Origin of the sequence: Alcaligenes sp. EGD-AK7 (genome assembly GCF_000465875.3) — a bacterium.
Lineage (GTDB): Bacteria > Pseudomonadota > Gammaproteobacteria > Burkholderiales > Burkholderiaceae_B > Alcaligenes > Alcaligenes phenolicus.
The window spans coordinates 956706-980745 of record NZ_AVOG02000001.1 but is presented as its reverse complement, the minus strand read 5'-3'; the positions used below and the strand labels follow the sequence as shown (position 1 = coordinate 980745).

Here is a 24040-nt window from a genome sequence, read left to right as displayed (position 1 = left end):
CATGAGTCAGGACGCCTTTATTTGTGACGCAATTCGTACGCCTTTCGGACGTTATGGCGGTTCGCTGTCCGCTGTGAGGGCGGATGACCTGGGTGCGGTGCCTATTGCTGCGCTGATGAAGCGCAACCCCCAAGTCGATTGGAGCAAGCTGGATGATGTGATGTACGGCTGCGCCAACCAGGCGGGTGAAGACAACCGCAACGTGGCACGGATGTCCGCTCTGCTAGCCGGTTTGCCCGTGGACGTGCCTGGCGTGACCTTGAACCGTTTGTGCGGTTCGGGCCTGGACGCGATTGGTTCGGCTGCTCGCGCCATTCGCGCTGGCGATGCCTCCTTCATCCTGGCCGGTGGTGTGGAAAGCATGAGCCGCGCTCCCTTCGTCATGGGCAAGGCTGAAACGGCGTTCTCCCGCAGCGCGGGTATTTATGACACCACGATTGGCTGGCGCTTCATCAACAAAGCCATGAAAGAGCAGTACGGTGTGGACTCCATGCCCGAAACGGCTGAAAACGTGGCTCAGCAGTTCAATGTGTCCCGCGAAGACCAGGACGTGTTTGCCCTGAATAGCCAGCTGCGTGCGGCCGCTGCCCAGGAAGCCGGCATTCTGGCTGAAGAAATTACCCCTGTGATCATTCCCCAGCGCAAGGGCGACCCCATTGTGGTGGATAAGGACGAGCACCCACGTGCCACGACTCTGGAGTCCCTGACTCGCTTGAAGCCTGTCGTGCGTGCCGATGGCACCGTGACCGCGGGCAATGCCTCGGGTGTGAACGATGGTGCTTGCGCGCTGCTGGTTGCCAACAAGGCAACCGTCGAAGCCCAAGGCCTGACTCCGCGCGCTCGTGTGGTGGCCATGGCGTTTGCTGGTGTGGAGCCACGCATCATGGGTATTGGCCCGGCACCTGCCAGCCAGAAGGTGCTGGCTTTGGCGGGTCTGACTCTGGATCAAATGGATGTGATCGAGCTGAACGAGGCCTTTGCCGCTCAAGGTCTGGCGGTGACTCGCATGCTGGGTCTGGCTGATAACGATCCTCGCGTGAACCCGAACGGGGGCGCGATTGCGCTGGGTCACCCTCTGGGTGCCAGTGGTGCGCGTCTGGCGATTGCGGCTATCAACCAATTGCATCGCACAGGCGGACGCTACGCCCTGTGCACCATGTGTATTGGTGTCGGCCAGGGCGTGGCTTTGATTCTTGAGCGCGTCTAACTAAGGTTGCAGGGCAGGCAGGCCGGTGATTGTCTCACCGGCCTTTTTGTCTGCTTGCTTGAACCAGCCTTGTTCCATCTCCAAGGCATAGCGCACAGGTCGCACCGGGCAGTGGGATTGAAGATCAAAGGGTTGCATGGCCTCGATATTGGTGATCGTGCCTTCTTCAGTAATGAAGGCGATATCCAGCGGCAGAGGCGTATTCTTCATCCAGAAGCAAGGCATTCCGCTTTGCTCGAATACGAATAACATGCCGTGATCGGGGGCCAGGCTTTCTCGATGCATCAAACCTTGTGCACGAGTCTCGTCGCGATCGGCCACTTCCGCCTGGATTTGTTTGGAACCCAGGGATAGTGTCAGGGTGGGAAGAGTCTCATTCGCCTGGACCGGGGCGCTAATACAAAGCGCTGCCAGAAGACAGGCAAAAAAAACAGGGCGCGCAGGCCCCGTAGTCGTAGTGCGATACTGCATGTGTGTTGCGAACCTGCTTTTGTTAGAATCGAGAGCGCAAGAGATCTTAAGGCGAAGTAATATTAAGTGCCTGCTTGCCTTTGGGGCCTTGGGCGACTTCATACAGAACTTTCTGGCCTTCTTTCAAAGTCTTGAACCCGTTCATCTGAATGGATGAAAAATGAGCGAAGAGATCTTCGCCGCCGTTATCGGGTGTAATAAACCCAAAGCCTTTGGCATCATTGAACCACTTAACGGTCCCGGATAGTTTTTGATTGTCTCCAGTGCCTGCGGTGGTGGTAGTTTCCGACATGCTTGCTGCCTCTCAACTTAGTGTATGGTTGATACTTTTTTCGGCCCCTCCCTGGGCCTGTGATCGCGGCACCTCACTTTTTATTGTGAAGTTGACACGATCAGTCGGATGATGCTGAATTTTGTTCCCCCCAGTCAACCTATGGAAAGCACCTAGTTCTGTATTATGGCCATTGAGATCGATAAGCAAGGCGCCACAACGGTAGAGCGCCAATCCGCGCGGCTTGCCCCACCACCCATGTATCAGGTCATCTTGCTCAACGATGACTACACACCCATGGAGTTCGTGGTGAATATACTGGAGCGGGTATTTGCCAAGACCCCGGAGCAGGCCGAACAGCTTATGCTTAAAGTACATTACGAGGGTCGGGCGGTCTGTGGTGTGTATCCACGCGACATTGCCGCCACCAAGGTGGAAATTGTGCGACAACTGGCGCAGTCGCAACAGCACCCTTTGCAGTGTGTGATGGAGCCGGTGCCTGATGCTTGACCATTTAATGGTTTACCGTATTGTTCAGATCAGGCAAATTAGTCATAGAATAGCTTTAACCCCTAGTTTTACTCTTGCCGTGTAGGAGGAAGCATGATCTCCGAAGAACTTGAAGTCAGTCTACACATGGCCTTTGTCGAGGCTCGTGCCGCGCGCCATGAATTCATCACGGTAGAGCATCTGCTGTTGTCCCTGCTCGATAACGCCTCCACGCTGGAAGTGTTGAAAGCATGTGCTGCCGATATTGATGCACTGCGCCAGAATCTGCGTAAATTCATTAACGAAAATACGCCCACTTTCCCTGGTGAAGGCGAGGTCGATACCCAACCCACGCTGGGCTTTCAGCGTGTGATACAGCGTGCCATCATGCACGTATCGTCCAGCAACTCCGGTAAAAATGTGGTTTCCGGTGCCAATGTGCTGGTGGCGATGTACGGGGAAAAAGACTCGCATGCGGTGTATTACCTGCAGCAACAAGGTGTCTCGCGCCTGGATGTCGTCAATTTCCTCTCGCACGGTATCACCAAGGCCAATCCGGAACCTGCTGCCCCCGAGCCCCCCAAGGCCGCCGCTGCTGCGGAAGCCGACACGCGCTCGGACGCCCAGAAGTCCCCACTGGATCTGTACGCTATAGACCTGAATACCGAAGCCAGCCTGGGTCGCATTGATCCCTTGATTGGCCGTGAAAAGGAAGTGGAGCGTGTCATCCAGGTGCTGTGCCGCCGCCGCAAGAACAACCCCTTGCTGGTCGGGGAGGCTGGCGTGGGTAAAACCGCGATTGCCGAAGGCTTGGCGCTGCGCATTCAGCGTGGTGACGTCCCGGATATTCTTAGCGAAGCGCGTGTTTACGCGCTGGATATGGGTGCCTTGCTGGCCGGTACCAAATATCGGGGCGACTTCGAGCAACGCCTGAAGGCGGTGCTCAAGCAGCTCAAGGAAACGGCACAGTCCATTTTGTTTATCGACGAAATCCACACACTGATCGGAGCCGGCTCGGCTTCGGGTGGTACGCTGGATGCGTCCAACCTGCTCAAACCTGCGCTGTCCTCCGGTCAGCTCAAGTGTCTGGGTGCGACCACCTACTCGGAATACCGCGGAATTTTCGAAAAAGACCACGCCTTGTCGCGTCGCTTTCAGAAAATTGATGTGGCTGAGCCGACAGTGGAGCAGACCATCCAGATTCTGCGTGGTTTGAAGTCCAATTTTGAAGAGCACCACGGTGTACGTTACTCGGCGGCGGCCCTGACGGCGGCAGCGGAGTTGTCCGCCCGTTATATCAACGACCGCTTTTTGCCGGACAAGGCCATCGACGTGATCGACGAGGCTGGTGCAGCGCAGCGCTTGCTGCCACGTTCCAAGCAGAAAAAGGTTATCGGCAAGGCCGACATCCAGGCAACGGTTTCGCGTATTGCACGCATTCCGCCCCAGACGGTCTCCAGTGATGATCGCAACAAGCTGGCAACCCTGGCCCGCGATCTGAAATCGGTGGTGTTTGGTCAGGATGTAGCCATTGACGCCTTGGCGGCTGCCATCAAGATGGCGCGCTCTGGCCTGGGTCTGCCTGACAAGCCTATTGGTTCCTTCCTGTTCTCCGGCCCGACCGGCGTGGGTAAAACCGAAGTGGCGCGTCAGTTGGCCTTTGTGCTGGGCGTAGAGCTGCTGCGCTTTGACATGTCCGAATACATGGAGCGTCACACCGTGTCGCGCCTGATCGGTGCTCCTCCTGGTTACGTCGGTTTTGATCAGGGTGGTTTGCTGACCGAAGCCGTTACCAAACAGCCGCACTGCGTGCTGCTGCTGGACGAAATCGAGAAAGCGCACCCGGACGTCTACAACATCCTGCTGCAGGTGATGGATCACGGCACGCTGACGGATAACAACGGTCGCAAGGCTGATTTCCGCAACGTCATCCTGATCATGACCACCAACGCCGGAGCCGAAGCGCTGAACAAGACCAGCATTGGCTTTACTCAGCCCCAGCGCTCGGGTGATGAAATGCAGGATATCAAGCGTCACTTCTCGCCAGAGTTCCGTAACCGTCTGGATGCGATCATTGGCTTCAAGCCTTTGTCGCGCGACATTATCCTGCGCGTGGTGGACAAGTTCCTGATGCAGCTGGAAAACCAGCTGCACGAGAAGCGCGTCGAAGTGTCCTTCTCGGACGCCTTGCGCGAACATCTGGCTGCCAAGGGCTTCGACCCAGCCATGGGTGCCCGCCCCATGCACAGGCTTATTCAGGACACTATTCGCCGTGCCCTGGCCGACGAGCTGCTGTTTGGTCGCCTGGTCGATGGTGGTCAGGTCGAGGTGGATCTGGACGAGAACGGCGAGGTGGTACTGGAATATCCTTCTTCAGGACCTGATGAGCCCGGTAGCAAGGCCTCTTCGCGTCCCGAGCCGGAATTAGTCGACTAAGCCGTGAGGGCATCGCGCCCCTTAATCGTCTGTACGCACTGTGACACCGTACACGAGCGAGTCCCCGTTCAAGGAGCGGGGCTCGCTCGTTGTGTGCGTTGCGATACTGAACTTTACCGCCACAGCCGCTTTTCACCACGTGAATGGCAAGCGCTGGTCTTGGCGGTTTTTATTCTTTTTCTGATTGCCAATCTGTTTCCCGTTGTCTATCTGAGCATGGCGGGTAAAACAGTGTCGCCCACGTTTCCCAAAGCCCTGTTGCTGATCTGGCAGCAGGGGTATTGGGGCTTGTCCGTCATGGCGGGGTTGGTGGGATTCTGGCTGCCGTTGTTTCAACTGATTTTCCAGTTCTGGGCCTTGGGCCTGATTGCCCGAGAGAAACCCTTGCCGGGCGATTTCGGTATTGGGCTGCGGGCCTTGAGCCATCTGGAGCATTGGTCCATGACGGCTGTGCTGTTCCTGGGCTTGATTGTGGCCATGGTGAAATTTGCCGGGATCGGGCATTTGACGATTGCGCCAGGTCTGTACGCCTTTTTTGCTCTGACCTTCCTGCTGACCGGCTTGAGCCGTATTACGGCGGGGCGCTTGTGGCGCTGGGCAGAGGATCGTGATCTGGTGCCGGTTTCGACCCGGCAGGTCTTGAAAGAGCATCCAACCTGGAGTGCCTGTACCCACTGTGGCTTCGTGCAGTCCAGTCAGAAACCGGACTGTGACCGTTGTGGTGCAACTGTGCATAAACGCAAGCCCAATAGCCGCACACGGGTGGCCGCTCTGGTGTTGACGGCCTGCGTGTTCTATATTCCCGCCAATGTCCTGCCTGTCATGGAGCTGCGCAGCATTTTAGGCAGTAGCGCGCATACGATTCTGGGTGGGGTCATTGAACTCTGGCAACTGGGCTCCTGGGACTTGGCATTGATCGTGTTCATCGCCAGTATTGTGGTCCCCATCACCAAACTGCTGGCTTTGATGATTCTTTTGTTGGGGCGTCGTTGGCATGGCAATGCTGTACAGCGTCAACGCAATCGCATTTACGACATGGTCGAGCTGATTGGGCAATGGTCCATGCTGGACGTATTCGTGGTGGTCCTGATGGCAGCACTGGCCAACTTCCCCGGCTTGTCGCAGATTATTCCTGGGGCGGGGGCCTTGAGCTTTGGCATGGTGGTGGTTTTGACCATGCTGGCCGCGCTTAGCTACGACCCTCGCCAAGGCTGGGACCAGGATACCCACGAAGAACCAATAATAGAACCGCAAACTACGCCGTCTCCGCCTGCCTCACAGGCGACTTCCTGAAGGAAACAAGGTGCACGATCCTACAACTAATCAGCCTGACGGTCAGACCGAGCCCGCACAGCCTAGACTGATTCCTGCCAAGCGATCCCGATTCTCCTGGATCTGGATTTTGCCCATAGCTGCCGCCTTGGTGGGGGCGTCTTTGGTGCTGCGAAACTGGATGTTGACCGGACCGCGTATCACGATCAGCTTTGATTCAGCCGAGGGCTTGGCCGTGGATCAAACCAAGCTACGTTATCGCGAAGTGGATGTGGGTACGATTTCGGACATTCAGGTGTCTCCGGATCGAAAAGGGGTTTTGGTCACGGCGCAGCTCGAGCGTGATGGCTCCGAGTTCATTACCCAAAAAGACACGCGGTTCTGGGTGGTGCGCCCGCGTTTGGGCTTAAGTGGGGTCTCCGGTCTGGGCACCTTGTTGTCGGGTGTTTATATCGGTGTGGACGCGCCTTTTGAAGTGAATAAAAAAGGCGAGCAACTGGACTTTGTGGGCCTGGAAAGTCCGCCGGAAGTAACCAGTGGCCGTGCTGGTAAGCGTTACGTGTTGACTGCGCCCGAATTGGGCTCGCTGGATCTGGGTTCGCCCTTGTATTACAAGGGCATACAGGTTGGGCAAGTCAGCAGTTATGAGCTGAATGAAGAAGGCAATGGCGTGCGTGTGCAGGTGTTTGTCGATGCTCCTAACGACAAATTCGTGACGCAGGGCTCGCGCTTCTGGAACGTCAGTGGCGTCAATATGTCGCTGGATTCCACTGGCTTTAATGTGCGTACGCATTCTTTGGTCTCTGCCTTGGCAGGAGGTCTGGCCTTTGATCAGATGGAAGGCGAGCCTACGGATATTGCTCAGGCTGATTCGCAATACGAACTGTTCCCCACACAAGAGCGCGCGATGGCAGAGCCGGATGGTCCCGCGGTTGAATTGCGCTTCCATTTCCATCAGTCCGTGCGTGGCCTGGTGCCGGGCTCCAAGGTGGAGTTCCGGGGCCTGGAGTTGGGGCAGGTCTACGATGTGGATCTGGAGTTCGATTTTGAGCGTAAGCGCTTCTTTGCCCTGGTGAAGGCACGTATCTATCCGCAGCGTTTTGGCCGCCTGTACGAGCGGGTGGTGGAGGCTAGACCGGACGAGAAAGATCCAATGAGCGCCTTGTTCAAACCGATGGTTGAGCGTGGTCTGCGTGGTCAATTGCGTCCTGCCAGCCTGATTACGGGCCAGCAGTACATTGCCCTGGAGTTCTTCGACAAAGCGCCTGAAGCGGACTTTGATGAAAACGCCAAGCCATTGGTGGTGCCCGTCATTGCGGGCGACTTCGACCGTTTGCAGGAGCAGGTCAGCGATATCGTTACCAAGATTGCTGCTATCCCGTTCGATCAGATCGGCAAGAATCTGCAAAGCGGGCTGACGGAGCTGGGTCAGGTGCTCAAGCAATTGGACAAGACGACGGTGCCTCAACTGAATGGTGCGCTCAAGTCCATGGATGCTGCTGTTCAGAAACTGGGTGCCATGCTGGATTCGGATTCTTCCTTCAATACTTCTGTGGATCAAACCTTGAGCGAGCTGAAGCGCTCCTTGCGATCCCTGCGTGATTTAAGCGATACCTTGCAAAGCCAGCCCTCGGCGGTCCTGCGAGGTCGTTCCCCTGACGTGCTGCCGGAGCCTGCGCCATGATGTCTCGTTTTCTGATTCCCGTGGCGTTCGCCGGTTTGCTGACGGCTTGCGCTTCGACCACGCCTACTTACTACACCTTGCAAGCGTCCAATGCCGCTCCGGCGGCTGCGGCTCCTTCCACGCAAGTGTGGAAGGGCTTTCAGTTGCGACGCATGGATGTGCCTGCTCAATTGGATCGTCGATCCTTTGTGCTGACGCAGACCGCGGGCGGGCAGGTCAACCTGCTCAACGATAGCCAGTGGGCCTCACCTTTACCTGATGAAATGTCCCTGGCTTTGGCGTCTGGTTTGCAGGATCGCCTGGGCGTTCCCCAGTTGGCCAGCGCTGCTCCGAAAACACCGCTGTGGCAGATCGATGTGCTGGTACAGCGCTTCGAATCTGTCTATGGCGAACGCGCTACCTTGGAGTTGAGCTGGACACTGACGCCAGTTGGCTTTGAGGGGAAGGTCCAGCAATGCCGCTGGCTGGACTCCGAGCCTGCGTCCTCTGTGCCAGAACTGGTGCAGGCGCATCGCCAATTGCAGCAGCGCTGGGCGGATGCACTGGCCGCACAAATGCAAGGTAAACCTGTCCCGGTTAACCTGAGCAAAGCCATGCTCTGCGTCAGTTAACCACTTGGGTTAACTTTTTCCTGTACGGGTTAACCTGAATACGAATTTGGGTTAACCGTCAGTATTATTTCGGCTTATCGCAGTCAACAAAGCGTAACCGGGATAAGAAGCATGGCGAGCACAACCTTAGGGATTAAAGTCGATATAGAACTGCGCGAGCGCCTGCGGCGTGCGGCGGATCAGTTGCAGTGCACCCCTCATTGGCTGCATAAGCAGGCCTTGCTGTCTTATATCGAAGGAATCGAGCGCGGTGTGCTGCCCAGCGAATTGGCGCTGCTAAGCGGGGGGGACTCCGAAGCCGCCGAAGAAGGTGTACTCATGCCTTCCATCCCGTTTTACGGCTTTGCACAGGATGTGCAACCGCAAAGTGTGTTGCGCGCAGCCATTACCGCCGCCTACCGCCGCCCAGAAACCGACTGTTTGCCTTTGCTCCTGAGTGCAGCGCGTTCTTCTCAAAGTGCGCGTGCCCAGGAGTTGGCCGCTCGTCTGGTTAAAGCCTTGCGCGCCAAGCGCCGTGGCGGCGGCGTAGAAGGTCTGATCCAGGAATTCTCCTTGTCCAGCCAGGAAGGCGTTGCCCTGATGTGTCTGGCAGAGGCCTTGCTGCGTATCCCTGACCGCGCGACACGCGATGCCTTGATTCGCGACAAAATCAGCCACGGCGATTGGCGTGCACACATGGGCGAGTCCCCCTCGTTGTTTGTGAATGCCGCCACCTGGGGCCTGATGCTGACGGGGCGCTTGGTCAGTGTAAATAGTGAAAAGAATTTGTCCTCCGCCTTGACCCGCATGATCGGCAAGGGTGGCGAGCCCCTGATCCGTAAAGGCGTGGACGTTGCCATGCGCATGATGGGCGAACAGTTTGTGACTGGCCAAACCATTGCCTCGGCACTGGCCAATAGCCGCAAGTTTGAAGAGCAGGGCTTCCGTTATTCCTACGACATGTTGGGTGAGGCCGCGACGACAGCGGAAGACGCGCAACGTTACTACCAGGCTTACGAGCAGGCCATCCACGCGATTGGTCGTGCCAGCCAGGGTCGTGGGATTTACGAAGGCCCCGGCATTTCCATCAAGCTGTCCGCACTGCACCCACGTTACAGCCGTTCCCAGCGCGATCGCGTCATGCGGGAGTTGTTCCCGCGCTTGTTGTCCTTGGCACAATTGGCGCATCACTACGATGTGGGCCTGAATATTGACGCCGAAGAAGCAGACCGCCTGGAAGTGTCCCTGGATCTGCTGGACAAGCTGTGTTTTGACCCGTCTTTGGCAGGTTGGAACGGCATTGGCTTTGTGGTGCAGGCTTATCAAAAGCGCGCACCCTTTGTCATCGATTACTTGATTGATCTGGCCCGCCGCAGCGGTCACCGCTTGATGCTGCGCTTGGTGAAAGGCGCCTACTGGGATTCGGAAATCAAACGTGCCCAGGTTGATGGTCTGGAAGACTACCCCGTCTACACCCGCAAGGTGCACACGGATGTGTCTTACCTGGCTTGCGCTCGCAAGCTCTTGCAGGCCCCAGAAGCCGTCTACCCGCAGTTTGCGACACACAATGCGCAAACCCTGGCCGCTATTTATGTGATGGCCGGTCAGAACTACTACACCGGTCAATATGAGTTCCAGTGCCTGCACGGCATGGGCGAGGACCTGTACGACGAGGTAGTCGGCCCGATCAAGGACGGCAAGCTGAACCGTCCTTGCCGTATCTATGCACCCGTTGGTTCTCACGAAACCTTGCTGGCGTATCTGGTGCGTCGTCTCCTGGAAAACGGTGCCAACACCTCTTTCGTGAATCAGATTGGCGATGCCGATGTGAACATGGAGCAGCTGATTGCCGACCCCGTGGCTCAGGCCCTGAGCCTGCAACCCTTGGGTCGACCACATGACAAGATTCCGTTGCCGCGCCAGTTGTACTGGGAGGCGGAGCAGCGCTTGAACTCGGCTGGCCTGGATTTAAGCAACGAGCACCGCCTGGGTTCTTTGGCCGCTACCTTGATGCAAACCGCTGCCTTGCCACGTCAGGCTCAGCCTATCCTGGGGCAGGGCAATCCGGTCTGGGACGAGTCCAAGGCAACGATTGTGCGTAATCCAGCCAATCATCAGGACGTAGTGGGGCAGGTCATGTTTGCCACTGCACAGGATGTGGAGCAGGCTTTGGACGCCGCCAGCCACTATGCACCGATCTGGCAGGCCACGCCGGTAGAAGAACGCGCCGCCGCCTTGCAGCAAGCCGCCCAACTGCTGGAAGACAATATGCAGGACTTGATGGGCCTGCTGGTGCGTGAAGCTGGCAAGTCCTATGCGAATGCGATTGCCGAAGTGCGTGAAGCCGTGGACTTCCTGCGTTACTACGCCGGACAGGTTCTGCGCGACTTTGATAATGACGAATATCGTCCCGTCGGTGTGGTGCTGTGCATCAGCCCCTGGAACTTCCCCTTGGCTATTTTCCTGGGTCAGGTCTCGGCGGCTCTGGCTGCAGGCAACGTCGTCCTGGCCAAGCCTGCTGAACAAACCTGCCTGATTGCGGCGGCCGCTGTCGAGCTGCTGCACAAGGCAGGGATTGCTCCCGGTGCCTTGCAGCTCCTGCCTGGTGATGGCCCATCCGTGGGCGCGCCTTTGGCGGCCAGTGAGAAGGTTAATGCTGTGATGTTTACCGGCTCGACCGCCGTTGCCATGGGCTTGAATCGTCAATTGGCTAAACGCCTGACGGCAGACGGTCAGGCCGTCCCGCTGATTGCAGAAACTGGTGGCTTGAATGCCATGGTGGTCGACAGCTCGGCCTTGCCTGAGCAGGTGGTGTTTGATGTGCTGAATTCTGCTTTCGACTCGGCAGGCCAGCGTTGTTCCGCCTTGCGGCTGCTGTGCATCCAGGAAGATGTGGCCGAGCGTGTGCTGAACATGCTCAACGGTGCCATGCAGGAGCTGAGCGTGGGCAATCCCGACCTGCTCAGCACGGATGTAGGTCCGGTGATTGATGAAGAAGCCCGCTCCGGTATCGAAGAGCACATCAGCGCCATGCGCGAGGCTGGTTTCCGTATCACGCAAAGTGAACAAAGCCGCAGCCTGACAGGTACCTTTGTCTTGCCGACCATTATCGAGATCGAGCAGGTCAAGGATCTGGAACGCGAAATTTTCGGTCCCGTTCTGCACGTTATGCGTTTCAAGCGTAGCGAGCTGGACAGCCTGATCAATCAGATCAACGAACGTGGTTACGGACTGACCTTTGGCGTTCACACCCGTCTGGATGAAACCGTGGAGCGTGTCGTTTCGCGCATTCACGCTGGTAACGTCTATGTGAACCGCAATATGGTGGGTGCGGTGGTGGGTGTACAGCCTTTCGGTGGTGAAGGCTTGTCGGGTACCGGCCCCAAAGCTGGCGGCCCCTTGTACCTGCGCCGACTGCTTAGCCGTTGCCCGCAGAACCTGCCTTTGCAAGCTTGGCAGGAGCAGGGCGCTGTCTTGCCTGGTCCGACGGGCGAGTCCAATATTTATCAGTTGCACCCACGAGGTCGCGTTCTGTGCATGCCTGTCAGCGTGCACGGCTGGCAAGCTCAGCGCGAGGCCTGCGCACGCAGCGGCAATCAGGCCATCTTGCTGGACCGTTTGGGTCTGGGGGGCTGGCAGGACGCGCCTGCCGAGCAAATTGCCATGTCCGATTTGGGTGAGGCAGATTATGATGCTGTTTTGTTTGAAGGCGACAGCGACGAACTCCGGCAAGTATTGGGACAAGTGGCTGAACGCCGTGGCCCCATTGTTGGGGTTCAAGGGCTGTTGACGCAGGAATTGGAGGGGGGCGCGACTTACCTCGTCGAGCGTTTGTTGCGCGAAGTCTCGGTCAGTACCAATACAGCGGCAGCTGGGGGCAATGCCAGTTTGATGATGGTCGGTTGACATCAGATGGCACCCATTTCTATGCACACGTTTGGTCGCACATTTCACCTGGAGCGGCGGCCCTGCGTTCATTCTCACGGCACGGGCCGGCATGTAGCGCGGCTATATTAAAAAACGAAGGAGAACAATATGCAGTCCATCACGAGCTTTAAATTGGCCTTGGTTTCGACCGCGGTTTTTGGTGCATTGGCAGCGAGTCCTGCTTTTGCCGCTGACAAGGTAATCAAGCTGGGCTTTTCCGCCCCCTTGACCGGCCCGCAGGCTCACTACGGTGAAGACATGCGCAATGGCCTGGTGCTGGCGCTGGAAGAGGCCAACGCCCAGAAAATTGAAATTGATGGCGCAACCGCCCGTTTTGAACTGGTGGCCAAGGATGACCAGGCTGACCCGCGTACAGCGGTCCAGGTTGCCCAGCAAATTGTGGACGACGGTGTGGATGGCGTATTGGGCCACTTCAACTCGGGCACCACGATTCCTGCTTCGCGTGTCTACAACGACGCGGGCATCCCCCAGATCGCCATGGCAACCTCGCCTGAGTACACCCAGCAAGGTTACGACAACACCTTCCGCATGATGACCAGCGACACCCAGCAAGGTGCCGCTGTGGGTCAGTTCATCGTCAAGGATCTGGCAGCCAAGAAAGTGGCACTGATCGACGACCGTACCGCTTACGGCCAGGGTCTGACTGACCAGGTTGCCCGTGCGGTAGAAAAAGCCGGTGGCCAGATCGTGGCCCGTGAATACACCACGGACAAAGCCAATGACTTCACCTCCATTCTGACCAATATCAAGTCCAAGGCACCCGATGCCATCTTCTTTGGTGGTCTCGATGCGCAGTCCGGCCCCATGAAGCGTCAGATGCAGACGCTGGACATCAAGGCACCGCTGGTTTCGGGTGAAATGACACGCAGCGACACCTTCCTGCGTCTGGCCGGTGCAGCCGCTGACGGCACCTACGCCTCCTTGGCAGGTGTGCCTCTGTCCACCATGGCGGCTGGCGAGAAGTTTGCCAAAGACTACCAGGCCCGCTTCAAGGCAGAGCCCGGTGTTTACGCTCCATACGCCTATGACGGCGCCTGGAACATGATCACCGCCATGAAGGAAGCCGGTTCTTCCAAGGCAGAAGACTACCTGCCCAAACTGGCCGCATTGAAACGCAACGGCGCAACCAGCAGCAACATTGCCTACGACCAGAACGGCGACCTGAAAGAAATCGCCGTCACCATCTACGAAGTTAAGGATGGCAAGTGGACGATGGTGAAAACCATGGTCAGTCAGGCTAACTAAGCACGCTTGATCCTGCAGTTTGAGCCCTTCGGGGCTCATCTTTACCGTGGCCTGTGTTTGGCAGGCCCACGCTCCCTGTTCTATCGCCGTGCGCCGGGGCAGGGAGCAATGACCACGAGTCCCAATCTATGGAAATCCTGATACAACAACTAATAAATGGCCTGACCGTGGGCAGTGTCTACGCCTTGGTGGCGCTGGGCTACACCATGGTGTATGGAATTATTGGCCTGATTAATTTTGCGCATGGTGATGTAGTCATGGTTGGGGCGATGCTGGCCACGACAGTGGTGTTATCGCTGGTCGGCGCGGACCCGGCAGGCCTGTCCGCCTGGTTGATGGTGGGGCTGGCCCTTTTGGCCGCTATCCCCGTCTGCATGGGCATAGGCTGGACTGCCGAGCGTTATGCGTATCGTCCCTTGCGTCGTGCGCCCCGTCTGGCCGCACTGATCACCGCTATCGGTGTGTCCTTTATTGTGCAGAACCTAGCCATGATGATCTGGGGGCGCAATTACCTGAGCTTCCCGCACATTATTGAACCCATGGTGTTCCAGCTGGGCGACGCGCGCATCAGCTTGCTGCAAATTCTGATTATCGGTGGTGCCGCTGCGATCATGTCCGGCCTGATGGTGCTGGTGCACCGCACCCGTCTGGGCACCGCCATGCGTGCAACCGCCCAGAACCGCGAAGTAGCTGGCTTGATGGGGGTGAACATCAATACCGTGATCTCCGCTGCCTTTGTGATTGGCTCGGCCCTGGCTGCCGTCGCAGGCGTGATGATCGTGACTTACTACGGCGTCGCCCAATACACGATGGGCTTCATGCTGGGTCTCAAAGCATTTACCGCCGCCGTTCTGGGTGGCATTGGTAATTTGGGTGGCGCCATGCTGGGTGGCTTGTTGCTGGGCTTGATCGAAGCTCTGGGCGCAGGCTACATCGGCGACCTGACCAATGGGGTCTTTGGAAGTAACTATCAGGATGTGTTCTCTTTTATCGTGCTGATCTTGGTGCTGATTTTCCGTCCCTCGGGCCTGTTGGGTGAACGTGTGGGAGATCGCGCATGAGTCTGAATCAAACATTAAGTGGCGCTGGCTCTAAACAGCGCCCCGCAACGCCCGCTAAAGTCTGGGTCGGTGCGCTGCTGATTGGTGTGGTGCTGGCTATTCTGCCCTTCGTGCTGGGCATGGCGGGACAAAGCTGGATCCGCACCCTGAACTTTGCCTTGCTGTACGTGATGCTGGCCCTGGGCCTGAACATCGTGGTAGGTTTTGCCGGTCTGCTGGACTTGGGCTACATCGCTTTCTATGCCGTAGGGGCGTACGTCTGGGCCATGCTGGCATCGCCGCATTTTGGTCTGCACCTACCGTTCTGGATGGTGCTGCCAGCCGGTATCGCTCTGGCCGCCGTATTTGGTGTGCTGCTGGGCTTTCCAGTTCTGCGCTTGCGGGGCGACTATCTGGCCATTGTGACCCTGGGTTTCGGTGAAATTATCCGCATCTTCATGAACAACCTGGATGCGCCGGTCAACATCACCAACGGTCCACAAGGGATCAACCGGGTCGACACCTTCAAGATTGGCGACTTCATCTTTGGCAAGGCGGAAACCCTCTTTGGCATACGGATAACCGGGCCAGAAAAATACTATTACCTTCTCCTGCTGATCACGCTGCTGATTGTGTTCATCTGCGTGCGCTTGCAGCACTCCCGCATTGGCCGTGCCTGGGAAGCCATTCGCGAAGATGAAATCGCCGCCAAGGCCATGGGCATCAATACCCGTAATGTCAAACTGCTGGCCTTTGCCATGGGTGCAACGTTTGGTGGCGTGGCCGGTGGCTTGTTTGCCTCCATGCAAGGCTTCGTTAGCCCGGAGAGTTTCAGCCTGACCGAATCCATCTCTGTGCTGTGCATGGTGGTACTGGGTGGCATGGGGCATATCCCTGGCGTGATCGTGGGTGCCTTGCTGCTCTCTGTATTCCCCGAGTTGCTGCGCTCAGTCGTCGTACCCCTACAGCAAAGCGTGTTTGGCGACGTGATTTTGGACCCGGACGGCATTCGTATGCTGTTGTTCGGCTTTGCCTTGGTCCTGGTCATGATCTACCGCCCCGAAGGCCTGTGGCCCTCTGCAGTGCGCCGTCGTGAACGCAAAATGAAGCAGGTGCAAGCATGAGTCTGAGCATGAACCAACAAGTAAAAGACGGCGAGGTGCTGTTGCAGGCAGAAGGCTTGTCCAAGCGCTTCGGCGGTTTGCAGGCCTTGTCTGAAGTCAGCTTCAGCATCCGTAAAGGCGATATCTACGGTCTGATTGGCCCGAATGGCGCAGGTAAGACCACGCTGTTCAACGTGATGACAGGCTTGTACATCCCCGAGTCGGGCCGCTGCACCTTTGCAGGCCGCAACCTGACCGATTGCAAACCCCATCAAATTGCTGAATCCGGCTTTGCGCGTACCTTCCAGAACATCCGCTTGTTCGGCAGCCTTTCTGCCCTGGAAAACGTCATGATCGGCCGCCACGTCCGCACCCGTGCAGGCGTGTTGGGGGCGGTGCTGCGCAACCGCGCTACTCGTCAGGAAGAAGAGCAGATCGAGGCCCGTGCCTACGAGCTGCTGGATTACGTAGGCATTGCCCAGCACGCTAACGAGATTGCTCGGTCCTTGTCCTACGGCGACCAACGCCGCCTGGAAATCGCCCGCGCACTGGCAACCGATCCTATGCTGCTGGCACTGGATGAACCAGCTGCCGGTATGAACCCGTCCGAGACCGTAGTCCTGCGCCAGCTGATAGAAAAAATCCGTGGCGACGGCATTACCGTCCTGCTGATCGAACACGATATGAAGCTGGTCATGGGTCTGTGCGACCGAGTTCTGGTGCTGGAGTACGGCAAGGTACTGGCCGAAGGCAAGCCAGCCGAAGTCCAACATAACCCACGCGTGATCGAAGCCTATCTGGGCGCAGGTGCAGCCAAAGAGCTGGGCATTACCGTTGAAGAGGAAAAGGCATGAGCACAGAACCGTTGATGCTGGATATTCGGGGTCTGGATGTAGCTTATGGCGGCATCCGGGCGGTACGCGGCCTGGATCTGCGAGTGGGCAAGGGCGAACTGGTTTGTCTGATCGGTGCGAACGGCGCCGGTAAAAGCACGACGCTGAGGGCAATCACAGGCCTAGTGCCTGCGGCTGCGGGGCAGATTGAACATCAGGGCGAAAGCATCGTCGGCCTGCCATCGCACCAACTGGTACGTCGTGGTGTGGTCATGGTGCCGGAAGGGCGGGGGATTTTTCCGCAACTGACGATTGAAGAAAACCTGGCCATGGGGGCGTATACCCGCAAGGACCACCACGAAGTGCGCCAGGATATCGAGCGTATTTATACTTTGTTCCCGCGTCTGGCTGAGCGTAAGAAACAATCGGCAGGGACTTTGTCGGGCGGGGAGCAGCAGATGGTGGCAATGGGACGGGCGATGATTTCCCGGCCTTCATTGCTGCTGCTGGATGAGCCTTCAATGGGTCTGGCGCCGATCATGGTTGAACGAATTTTTGAATTGATCCAGACGATTGCTAAGGAAGGCGTGACGATTTTGTTGATTGAGCAGAATGCGCGTTTGGCTTTAGAGCTGGGAGATCGGGGATATGTGATGGAGTCAGGGCGGATTATCCTGGAAGGCCCGGCTGCGCAGTTGCTGCATGATCCGAAGGTGAGGGCAGCGTATTTGGGGGAAGAGGATTTTGCGGCGTAGGTAAGATTCAGGTTAAGTGGAAAGCCAATCAGCTTGGGGCTGATTGGCTTTTTATTTTTTGTGTTAAATCTTATAAGTAGCGCAGATTAATGTAGAGGCGTTTACTTTCGCCCCAAAGCGGACGTCTGAATTTTTTTATTACAGGCCTGTCGCTTCCACTAAATCCTTGCTATCTGCGTCATATTCAAATTTTGTCAGTTCAGATTTTAAATAATCATCATTGAGTAGTTTCATGAAGAAATTTTGGGAAACCTTTGTATCCAGAATAATATGAGTATCAGCAGCATTGACCTTGATTTTCTTACTTAAGCTCTGATGCTGTTTGATGAACTGAATGATTTGACCGTTAGTAACAGTGTCAAGCACCCGAGAATGCGAGATCGCTCTGATGACTTTGCGAGCGAATGTCAAGTCTTCTTGGACAGTTATCCTGTCCTTAAGAATTGCAGCGTCCTGAACTATATTACGAGCGGTGAGTGTGGCTAATTTTATAGTGGCGTCGGCCTTCACTGCTTCCTTAAAACCGAAGAATTTTTCAAGAATTTTGAAATTCGTGACGAATACATCGACTCCGTCATAAATAAAATCGATGGTATGTCCCATTCGAATGATGTCTTGGTCAAGCTTCTCAAAGCGATTCTGAGCTATACCCGCACGCAACAGATTGAAACCATTCCTGCGGTAAGTGTTTGTGGGGTAGTGATGCTTGTAGATTGCAAGGCTTTCGTTCCCATTACCCAATACGGCCACTATAGCTTTTAATTCTGTGACTGAGTCATTTACATGATTAAAATCGTTAATGGTGGCAGGTTTATCAAGCGTCCTTTTTAGTACCTCTAGCTGAGATGGATAGCTTGGGAGGTTATAGCGAAAAACTGCATCCTGGCGTAGGTCAATCGCTGTGAGATCTCGCAAGGCATAATTTGTCTTAAAGAATTCAAGAATCTCTAATTTCAGTTGTGCAGTCAGAGCTAGCTGAGCGTCGCTCGACAGCTCAACTCTTCGAGGAACAAACGTATTATTCTCCTTCAAAGTGAAGAACATGATGCCTACTGTTTGTGGATCATTTGCCAGATTTTGTGCGGTCTGACGCAACGCATCTATGCTCATGCTTTCCTTCCAGATACGAATTTTTCGTCTATTGTCGTAAATACTATCTTGTCTAACTCGCTGATACGCTGAGTTGTGATCATTACTTTACTGACCCCGTCAACCTCAAGTTTGTACAATCTGAACCCGAGTATTGCCAAAGTTGGATTCGCGTAAAACTTATCTGTCTTGACGTAAATTTGACCAATGACAAATAACAGAACGAACAAAGCGACGATGTATCTAATATTATCCAAATTAAAGCAAATCAGTGGAACGATATAGGTCGTAAGAAAAGTGAGGTGCTCATAGCTTAGGTCTTCCACTTTTTTTGCTATGGTCGGAAGCCCTACATTCCCCTGAGTTCTGTATTTGAATCGGGAATAACAAAGAATCACAAGCCCAATGAAAATCAACGAAATTATAGGTAACACATTGGTTCGAGCAAGCTGCAGAGTTCCCACATAATGGCAATCTGCACCAAAACAAGTTGGAATATCCACCTTGACTATGATCATCAGCACAAAAAGAAGCCAGAGCGATATTATGTAAAGCTCAAACTTCATTACTGCTTGGTGAAACTGTAGCTGTCTTTCCTGGCTTTCCATCCAACACCCGTTCCCTGGTGAATGACATCGAACGATTCGCTGCCGTCTGCGGAGAATAGCATAATGATGCTACTAGAGGTAGAGAGACCTCCATCCTGAGCTTCGTACTAAAAATGTTGAAAGCACTGAATGAAACCAGCAGCGGAGCCATGGCGTATAGCTTTGAGTAAGCTCGTCGAAGCGTGGAAAGGCCGATTCTTGTCGAAAGTAAATGGTATGGTAACTGAAAAAATAAATATGCCTCTGAATTCAATAAAAAAGAGGTTGTTTGGTGGTTTCTTTATTTAATAGGTAATTTAAGGAAAATCTTTAAGGTAAATGATGTGGATAAATTTTAAAATACGGTAGCACTAAATGATGTTTGGTTTTTGTGGAGAAGGTTATTCCAGACTGCGAGTTGGTAGATATTTTTAGTGCAAACAGTAGTTATGAGTTTTGAGTGGGATTTGGGTAGTTGTGAATTTTTACCATAGCTGCTACAGGTTGCTACGCAGCTAGATATGCTCTTGCTATCTAAAAAGACAGCAAGTCGAAAATGTGTTCTCATGCGACTGCCCCCGTTGTACAGCCCCGCCAAGGAGAACAAAAAATGAATTTAAGAATTACCGGCCGACGTGTTTTGATCTGTGGTGCTTCGAGCGGTTTGGGGATGGCCTGTGCCCAGGCTCTCGCCACTTAAGGTGTGTGCGGGTTACGCTGGTATCGCGCAGCGAACACAAGTTACAAGAAGCCGCCAAACAGAGTGAAGCCTCTACCGGTGCCACAGCTCAATGGATTGCCGCTGATCTTTCTCAGGTAGTCGGTAGACAAGCCGTAGCCGCCGCGTGCTCAGATATCGACATTTTGGTGACCAATACGGGCGGACCTCCGTCTATGCTTTTTGCTCAGTTGGAGACCACTTACTGGCAAGCCGCGCTGGAGCAAAACTTCCTGGCAGCAGTCGAGTTAATTCAGGCTGTATTGCCAGGCATGGTGAGCCGCCGCTTTGGCCGCATCGTTCACATCACTTCAGTTTCCGTTCGCTCGCCCGTGACCAACCTTGAGTTGTCTACCGCTGCCCGCATGGCTTTGACCGGTTTCGTAGCCAGTGTGTCTCGCGAAGTAGTCCAGCATAACGTGGCGATCAATAACTTGTTGCCCGGCACCATCATGACGGATCGCTTGCGGGAGCTTGGGCCTGTGGCAGAGGCGTTGATTGCCTCAGTACCAGCAGGGCGAGCTGGAACGCCAGCTGAGTTTGGTGCTGCGTGTGCCTTCTTGTGCAGCGAGGCCGCAGGTTTTATCGTGGGTCAGAGTTTATCTATTGATGGTGGTTTGGTACGAGCTACGATCTAAGTTATTAAGTTTCAGCCATGAAGGGGCACACCATGAGCGGTAAGGCAGTATCGGCTACATCTAACAGCAAAGCAGGCAGTACAACAAAAAAACAGATCGGCATTGTGCTGTTTGATCAGTTTGAAACTCTCGATGTATTCGGGCCGGTGGAAATGTGGGGTGGGATGCCGGATTACGAGATGGTCATGGTGTCTCAGCAGGGTGGGCTGGTTCGTTCGTCGCAGGGGATAGAGACACAGGCCTCTTATAGTTTCGAGACGGCTCCGCAGTTCGACATTCTGATGGTTCCCGGTGGTATGGGAACGCGTAGCGAGATCAATAACCCTGCCATGCTGGCCTTCATTCAGAAGCAGGATAAGGCAACGCAGTGGACGGTGTCGGTGTGTACGGGGTCGGCCTTATTAGCCAAGGCGGGTGTTCTGAAGCAGCGCCGAGCCACATCCAACAAGCTGGCGTTTGATTTTGCGGTGGCTCAGGATGGGGATGTGCTCTGGCAAAAGCAGGCCCGCTGGGTGTTTGATGGCAAGTACGTCACATCCTCGGGGGTATCGGCGGGGACGGATATGGCTTTGGCCCTGGTCGAGAAGCTTTACAACCGTGAGCAAGCTGAAAGCATTGCGCATTGGACCGAGTACGTCTGGAACAGTGATCCGACGATTGATCCATTTGCGCGCTAAGGTCGGTGTTTTCTGGGCGTAGTTGTTGGACGAAAGGTTTAGGAGTTGCGGGTCTTAGCGTCGGTAGCTGATTGCAGCTATTGCCATCAGCGTATCTAGTATCCCGACTTCACACGGGCCTACTTCCAGCGTTCCTTGCGCCAGGCCTCTTGCGCTGCGGCGTCCAGAAAAGTCCAGGCGACGAAGCGGCTTTGCTTTTGTCCTTGCGTCATTTCTACGGTTTTGACTTTAACCGCCTTAGCCTTTTTTAAGGCATTCAACACACCGGGTACATTCGACGCTTTGGACACCAAGGTACTGAACCAAAGCACTTGCCCGCCTACGGTCACGCTTTCTTCGATCATGCGGCGGATGAAAAGCGCCTCGCCGCCTTCGCACCAGAGTTCCGTATTCTGTCCACCAAAGTTCAGCACGGGAGCATTCTGCTTGGGCGCGGCCTTACCCAAACCACGCCATTTACGTTGACTACCGCTTACTGCCTCTTCCTGCGACGAATGGAAGGGCGGGTTGCATAGCGTCAGGTCAAAGTAATCATTCGCGCCTAGCAGGCCTTTGAAAATATGTCTGGGGGATTTCTGCTGACGTAACTTGATTGCAGCCGACAAGCCCGGGTTCGCGTGAATAATGCTTCGTGCAGAAGTCAGCGCATCAGCGTCTATGTCGGACCCTAGAAACTGCCAGCCATATTCGGTATGACCAATCAATGGGTAGATAGCATTTGCGCCCACGCCAATATCCAGGACGCGTACTGCCTCACCACGGGGAATGGTCCCCTTATTGCTGTTGGCCAGCAAATCGGCCAGGTAGTGCACGTAGTCGGCCCGGCCCGGTATAGGAGGGCAGAGGTAATCGGCAGGAATATCCCAATGCGCTATGCCGTAAAAACTCTTCAGAAGAGCACGATTCAGGGTTTTGACGGCATTCGGATCGGCGAAGTTGATGCTTTGATCACCGTAGGGATTCACAAAAACGAATTCAGCCAGCTCGGGCGTGTCTTTGATGAGGGCATCAAAGTCGTAACGGCCCTGATGGCGGTTGCGCGGGTGGAGCTGGGCCGCCGTTTTATTTGAAGTGGGTAATTCGGCGTTGGAATTACCTTTTTTTGGAGAGGGCATTGAAATCCGAAATTGGCCTGGGTAAGTCTGAATCGTGGCGCTGCTACGTTTTTAAAGCAAAGCATCAGGGCTAAAGAAGGGGCGATGTTGACTGCGCCAAGGCATTTCGCATCGCGTCCTTCTCCAGCTTTAAAGCTTAGTTCTTGCCCGTGCTGCCAAAGCCACCCGTACCGCGCTCGGTCTCGGTAGAGAATTCGTTCACAAACTGCAGCGCCACTTGCACCACAGGCTGGAACATCAGCTGGGCGATACGCTCGCCGGGCTGGATCACGTAATCCTGATCGCTGTCATTGGCCAGAATCACGCCAATCTCGCCGTGGTAGTCGGCATCAATCACGCCAATGCCTTGGGCAACACGCACACCGTGTTTCAGGGACAGGCCCGAACGCGAGGCGACGATGGCGACCAGGCCAGGGTCCATCATATTGATGGCCAAGCCGGTTTTAACCAGTGTACGGCCGCCTGCAGGCAGGGTAACGGCTTCGCTCACGCAAGCGCGCAGGTCCATGGCGGCGGAGCCATCCGTGGCGTAGCTGGGGGCTTCGATGCTCGTGCCCAACAAGTCATTGACGATGCGAGCTTCAATACGGCGGTGCATAGACGGTATCCTGAAAAAAAAGAGGCAGCGCACCTGCTTTAGCGCTGCCCGTCATCATAAAAGAGAAAAGGGATTAAAGCCGCTGGGCGATGTCTTGCACCAGCTGGCGTGCGGCCAGCAGTTTATCCTGAGCAGGCCATTGCATATGGCCTTGCTCGTCAAACAGCACCAGTTCGGTATCGTCGGCGTTCATGGCGCGCTGAGCCAGGTTGGCAACCAGTAAGGGCACGTTCTTGCGTTGACGTTTGGCTTGGGCGTGCTCGATCAAGTTGTCGGTCTCGGCGGCAAAGCCTACGCAGAAAGGGCCGTTCTTCAGGGCGGCAACCTCGGCCAGAATGTCGGGGTTGGGGCTGAATTGCAGGTCCGGCGTGGCTTGTTCGGATGTCTTCTTGATCTTGATGTCGCTGGCATTGCTGACGTACCAGTCTGCGACCGCTGCAACGCTGATGAAGATATCGGCATCGTCCACTTGGGACATCACGGTGGCGTGCATTTGACGGGCAGTTTCCACGTTGATGCGACGCACCTGGTAGGGCGTTTCCAGTGCAACGGGGCCGGAGACCAGAGTCACTTGGGCACCCGCTTCCTGGGCTGCACGGGCAATGGCATAACCCATCTTGCCGGAGGAGCGGTTGCTGATGACGCGCACTGGGTCAATCGGCTCGCTGGTCGGGCCAGCGGTGATCAGGACGCGTTTGCCTGCCAGCAGTTTGGGCTGAAAGAATGACGTCAGTTCTGCCAGCAATTGGGCAGGCTCCAGCATGCGGCCGTCGCCGGTTTCACCACAGGCCTGGTCGCCACTGCCAGGGCCAAGAATGTGTACACCGTCACGGCGCAGTTGTTCGACATTGCGCTGGGTGGCCGGGTGTAGCCACATTTCCCGATTCATGGCTGGGGCGATCAACAGGGGGCAATGGCCCCGAGCAATACACAAGGTGCTGAGCAGGTCGTCGGCCAGACCATTGGCCAGCTTGGCCATGAAGTTGGTGCTGGCGGGGGCGATCAAGATGGCGTCCGCATCCCGGCTAAGCTGGATGTGGGCCATATTGTTGGGAACACGCGCATCCCACAAATCGGTGTAGACGGTACGGCCCGACAAGGCCTGAAAGGTGACCGGGCTGATGAAGCGCGTGGCCGATTCAGTCATGACCACATCAATCCGGGCACCCTGGTCCTGGCTGCGACGCAAGAGTTCGGCGGTTTTATAAGCAGCGATGCCGCCGGTGATGCCAAACACCAGTTTTTTATTGCTAAGCATAGGACATGATCCTTAC

General features: G+C 55.6%; 21 protein-coding genes. 14 read left to right on the top strand and 7 right to left on the bottom strand.

Annotated features, from left to right (window positions below; all coding sequences use genetic code 11):
* Position 1: 1 nt before the first annotated feature.
* On the top strand, positions 2-1207 hold the full coding sequence (pcaF, locus tag N879_RS04595; protein ID WP_009455691.1) for a 3-oxoadipyl-CoA thiolase: 1206 nt from the start codon (positions 2-4) through the stop codon (positions 1205-1207).
* Here the strand turns inward: pcaF and N879_RS04590 are convergent, their stop codons facing one another.
* Together N879_RS04590 and N879_RS04585 are read right to left on the bottom strand one after the other, a co-directional pair.
* Complete coding sequence (locus N879_RS04590) at positions 1208-1678, bottom strand: DUF192 domain-containing protein (protein ID WP_009455693.1); 471 nt, start codon at positions 1676-1678, stop codon at positions 1208-1210.
* A 46-nt stretch (positions 1679-1724) separates the two neighbouring features.
* Positions 1725-1970: a cold-shock protein gene (locus N879_RS04585; RefSeq protein ID WP_003801483.1), complete on the bottom strand. Its 246-nt coding sequence runs from the start codon at positions 1968-1970 to the stop codon at positions 1725-1727.
* Positions 1971-2135: 165 nt separating this feature from the next.
* On the opposite strand from N879_RS04585, the gene clpS reads away from it, so the two are divergent.
* The 11 genes from clpS to N879_RS04530 all read left to right on the top strand — a co-directional run bounded on the left by clpS (position 2136) and on the right by N879_RS04530 (position 17344).
* A complete protein-coding gene (gene clpS / locus N879_RS04580) occupies positions 2136-2459 on the top strand; it encodes an ATP-dependent Clp protease adapter ClpS (protein ID WP_009455699.1) in 324 nt (107 codons plus the stop codon).
* Between the two features lie 93 nt (positions 2460-2552).
* Complete coding sequence (gene clpA / locus N879_RS04575; RefSeq protein ID WP_009455701.1) at positions 2553-4874, top strand: ATP-dependent Clp protease ATP-binding subunit ClpA; 2322 nt, start codon at positions 2553-2555, stop codon at positions 4872-4874.
* 93 nt (positions 4875-4967) lie between these two features.
* Positions 4968-6167 (top strand): paraquat-inducible protein A, encoded by a 1200-nt coding sequence (locus N879_RS04570; protein WP_009455702.1) that lies wholly within the window; start codon positions 4968-4970, stop codon positions 6165-6167.
* A 10-nt stretch (positions 6168-6177) separates the two neighbouring features.
* Positions 6178-7830, top strand: a complete 1653-nt coding sequence (locus N879_RS04565) for a PqiB family protein (protein WP_009455704.1) — start codon at positions 6178-6180, stop codon at positions 7828-7830.
* A complete protein-coding gene (locus N879_RS04560) occupies positions 7827-8441 on the top strand; it encodes a PqiC family protein (protein ID WP_009455706.1) in 615 nt (204 codons plus the stop codon). Before N879_RS04565 ends, N879_RS04560 begins: the two co-directional genes overlap by 4 nt.
* Positions 8442-8552: 111 nt before the next feature.
* Positions 8553-12326 carry a trifunctional transcriptional regulator/proline dehydrogenase/L-glutamate gamma-semialdehyde dehydrogenase gene (gene putA / locus N879_RS04555; RefSeq protein ID WP_021446750.1) on the top strand — a complete coding sequence of 1258 codons (3774 nt, stop codon included), beginning with the start codon at positions 8553-8555 and terminating at the stop codon, positions 12324-12326.
* 129 nt (positions 12327-12455) lie between these two features.
* The gene (locus tag N879_RS04550) at positions 12456-13613 is read left to right on the top strand and encodes a branched-chain amino acid ABC transporter substrate-binding protein (protein WP_009455707.1); all 1158 of its coding nucleotides are present in this window, start codon (positions 12456-12458) and stop codon (positions 13611-13613) included.
* A gap of 128 nt (positions 13614-13741) precedes the next feature.
* Entirely contained in the window at positions 13742-14674 is a 933-nt protein-coding gene (locus N879_RS04545) for a branched-chain amino acid ABC transporter permease (protein ID WP_021446749.1), read from the top strand.
* Positions 14671-15777: an ABC transporter permease subunit gene (locus N879_RS04540; protein WP_021446748.1), complete on the top strand. Its 1107-nt coding sequence runs from the start codon at positions 14671-14673 to the stop codon at positions 15775-15777. The genes N879_RS04545 and N879_RS04540 overlap by 4 nt, the downstream gene beginning before the upstream one ends.
* The gene (locus tag N879_RS04535) at positions 15774-16610 is read left to right on the top strand and encodes an ABC transporter ATP-binding protein (protein WP_009455710.1); all 837 of its coding nucleotides are present in this window, start codon (positions 15774-15776) and stop codon (positions 16608-16610) included. The genes N879_RS04540 and N879_RS04535 overlap by 4 nt, the downstream gene beginning before the upstream one ends.
* A complete protein-coding gene (locus N879_RS04530) occupies positions 16607-17344 on the top strand; it encodes an ABC transporter ATP-binding protein (protein WP_021446747.1) in 738 nt (245 codons plus the stop codon). Before N879_RS04535 ends, N879_RS04530 begins: the two co-directional genes overlap by 4 nt.
* A gap of 138 nt (positions 17345-17482) precedes the next feature.
* Here the strand turns inward: N879_RS04530 and kwaB are convergent, their stop codons facing one another.
* Together kwaB and kwaA are read right to left on the bottom strand one after the other, a co-directional pair.
* Entirely contained in the window at positions 17483-18454 is a 972-nt protein-coding gene (gene kwaB / locus N879_RS04525; RefSeq protein ID WP_009455711.1) for an anti-phage protein KwaB, read from the bottom strand.
* Positions 18451-19041, bottom strand: coding sequence for an anti-phage protein KwaA (gene kwaA, locus N879_RS04520; protein ID WP_009455712.1), 591 nt, complete (start codon positions 19039-19041; stop codon positions 18451-18453). The genes kwaB and kwaA overlap by 4 nt, the downstream gene beginning before the upstream one ends.
* A gap of 684 nt (positions 19042-19725) precedes the next feature.
* Between kwaA and N879_RS04515 the strand changes: the two genes are divergently transcribed.
* Together N879_RS04515 and N879_RS04510 are read left to right on the top strand one after the other, a co-directional pair.
* A complete protein-coding gene (locus N879_RS04515) occupies positions 19726-20376 on the top strand; it encodes an SDR family oxidoreductase (protein WP_009455713.1) in 651 nt (216 codons plus the stop codon).
* Positions 20377-20408: 32 nt separating this feature from the next.
* Positions 20409-21053 carry a DJ-1/PfpI family protein gene (locus tag N879_RS04510; RefSeq protein WP_009455714.1) on the top strand — a complete coding sequence of 215 codons (645 nt, stop codon included), beginning with the start codon at positions 20409-20411 and terminating at the stop codon, positions 21051-21053.
* Between the two features lie 119 nt (positions 21054-21172).
* Here N879_RS04510 and rlmF read toward each other — a convergent pair whose 3' ends face one another.
* The 3 genes from rlmF to coaBC form a co-directional block, all read right to left on the bottom strand.
* The gene (rlmF, locus tag N879_RS04505; protein WP_009455715.1) at positions 21173-22168 is read right to left on the bottom strand and encodes a 23S rRNA (adenine(1618)-N(6))-methyltransferase RlmF; all 996 of its coding nucleotides are present in this window, start codon (positions 22166-22168) and stop codon (positions 21173-21175) included.
* Positions 22169-22304: 136 nt separating this feature from the next.
* Positions 22305-22766, bottom strand: coding sequence for a dUTP diphosphatase (gene dut / locus N879_RS04500; protein ID WP_009455716.1), 462 nt, complete (start codon positions 22764-22766; stop codon positions 22305-22307).
* Positions 22767-22839: 73 nt separating this feature from the next.
* Positions 22840-24024, bottom strand: a complete 1185-nt coding sequence (gene coaBC / locus N879_RS04495) for a bifunctional phosphopantothenoylcysteine decarboxylase/phosphopantothenate--cysteine ligase CoaBC (RefSeq protein ID WP_009455717.1) — start codon at positions 24022-24024, stop codon at positions 22840-22842.
* Between the last annotated feature and the right edge of the window lie 16 nt (positions 24025-24040).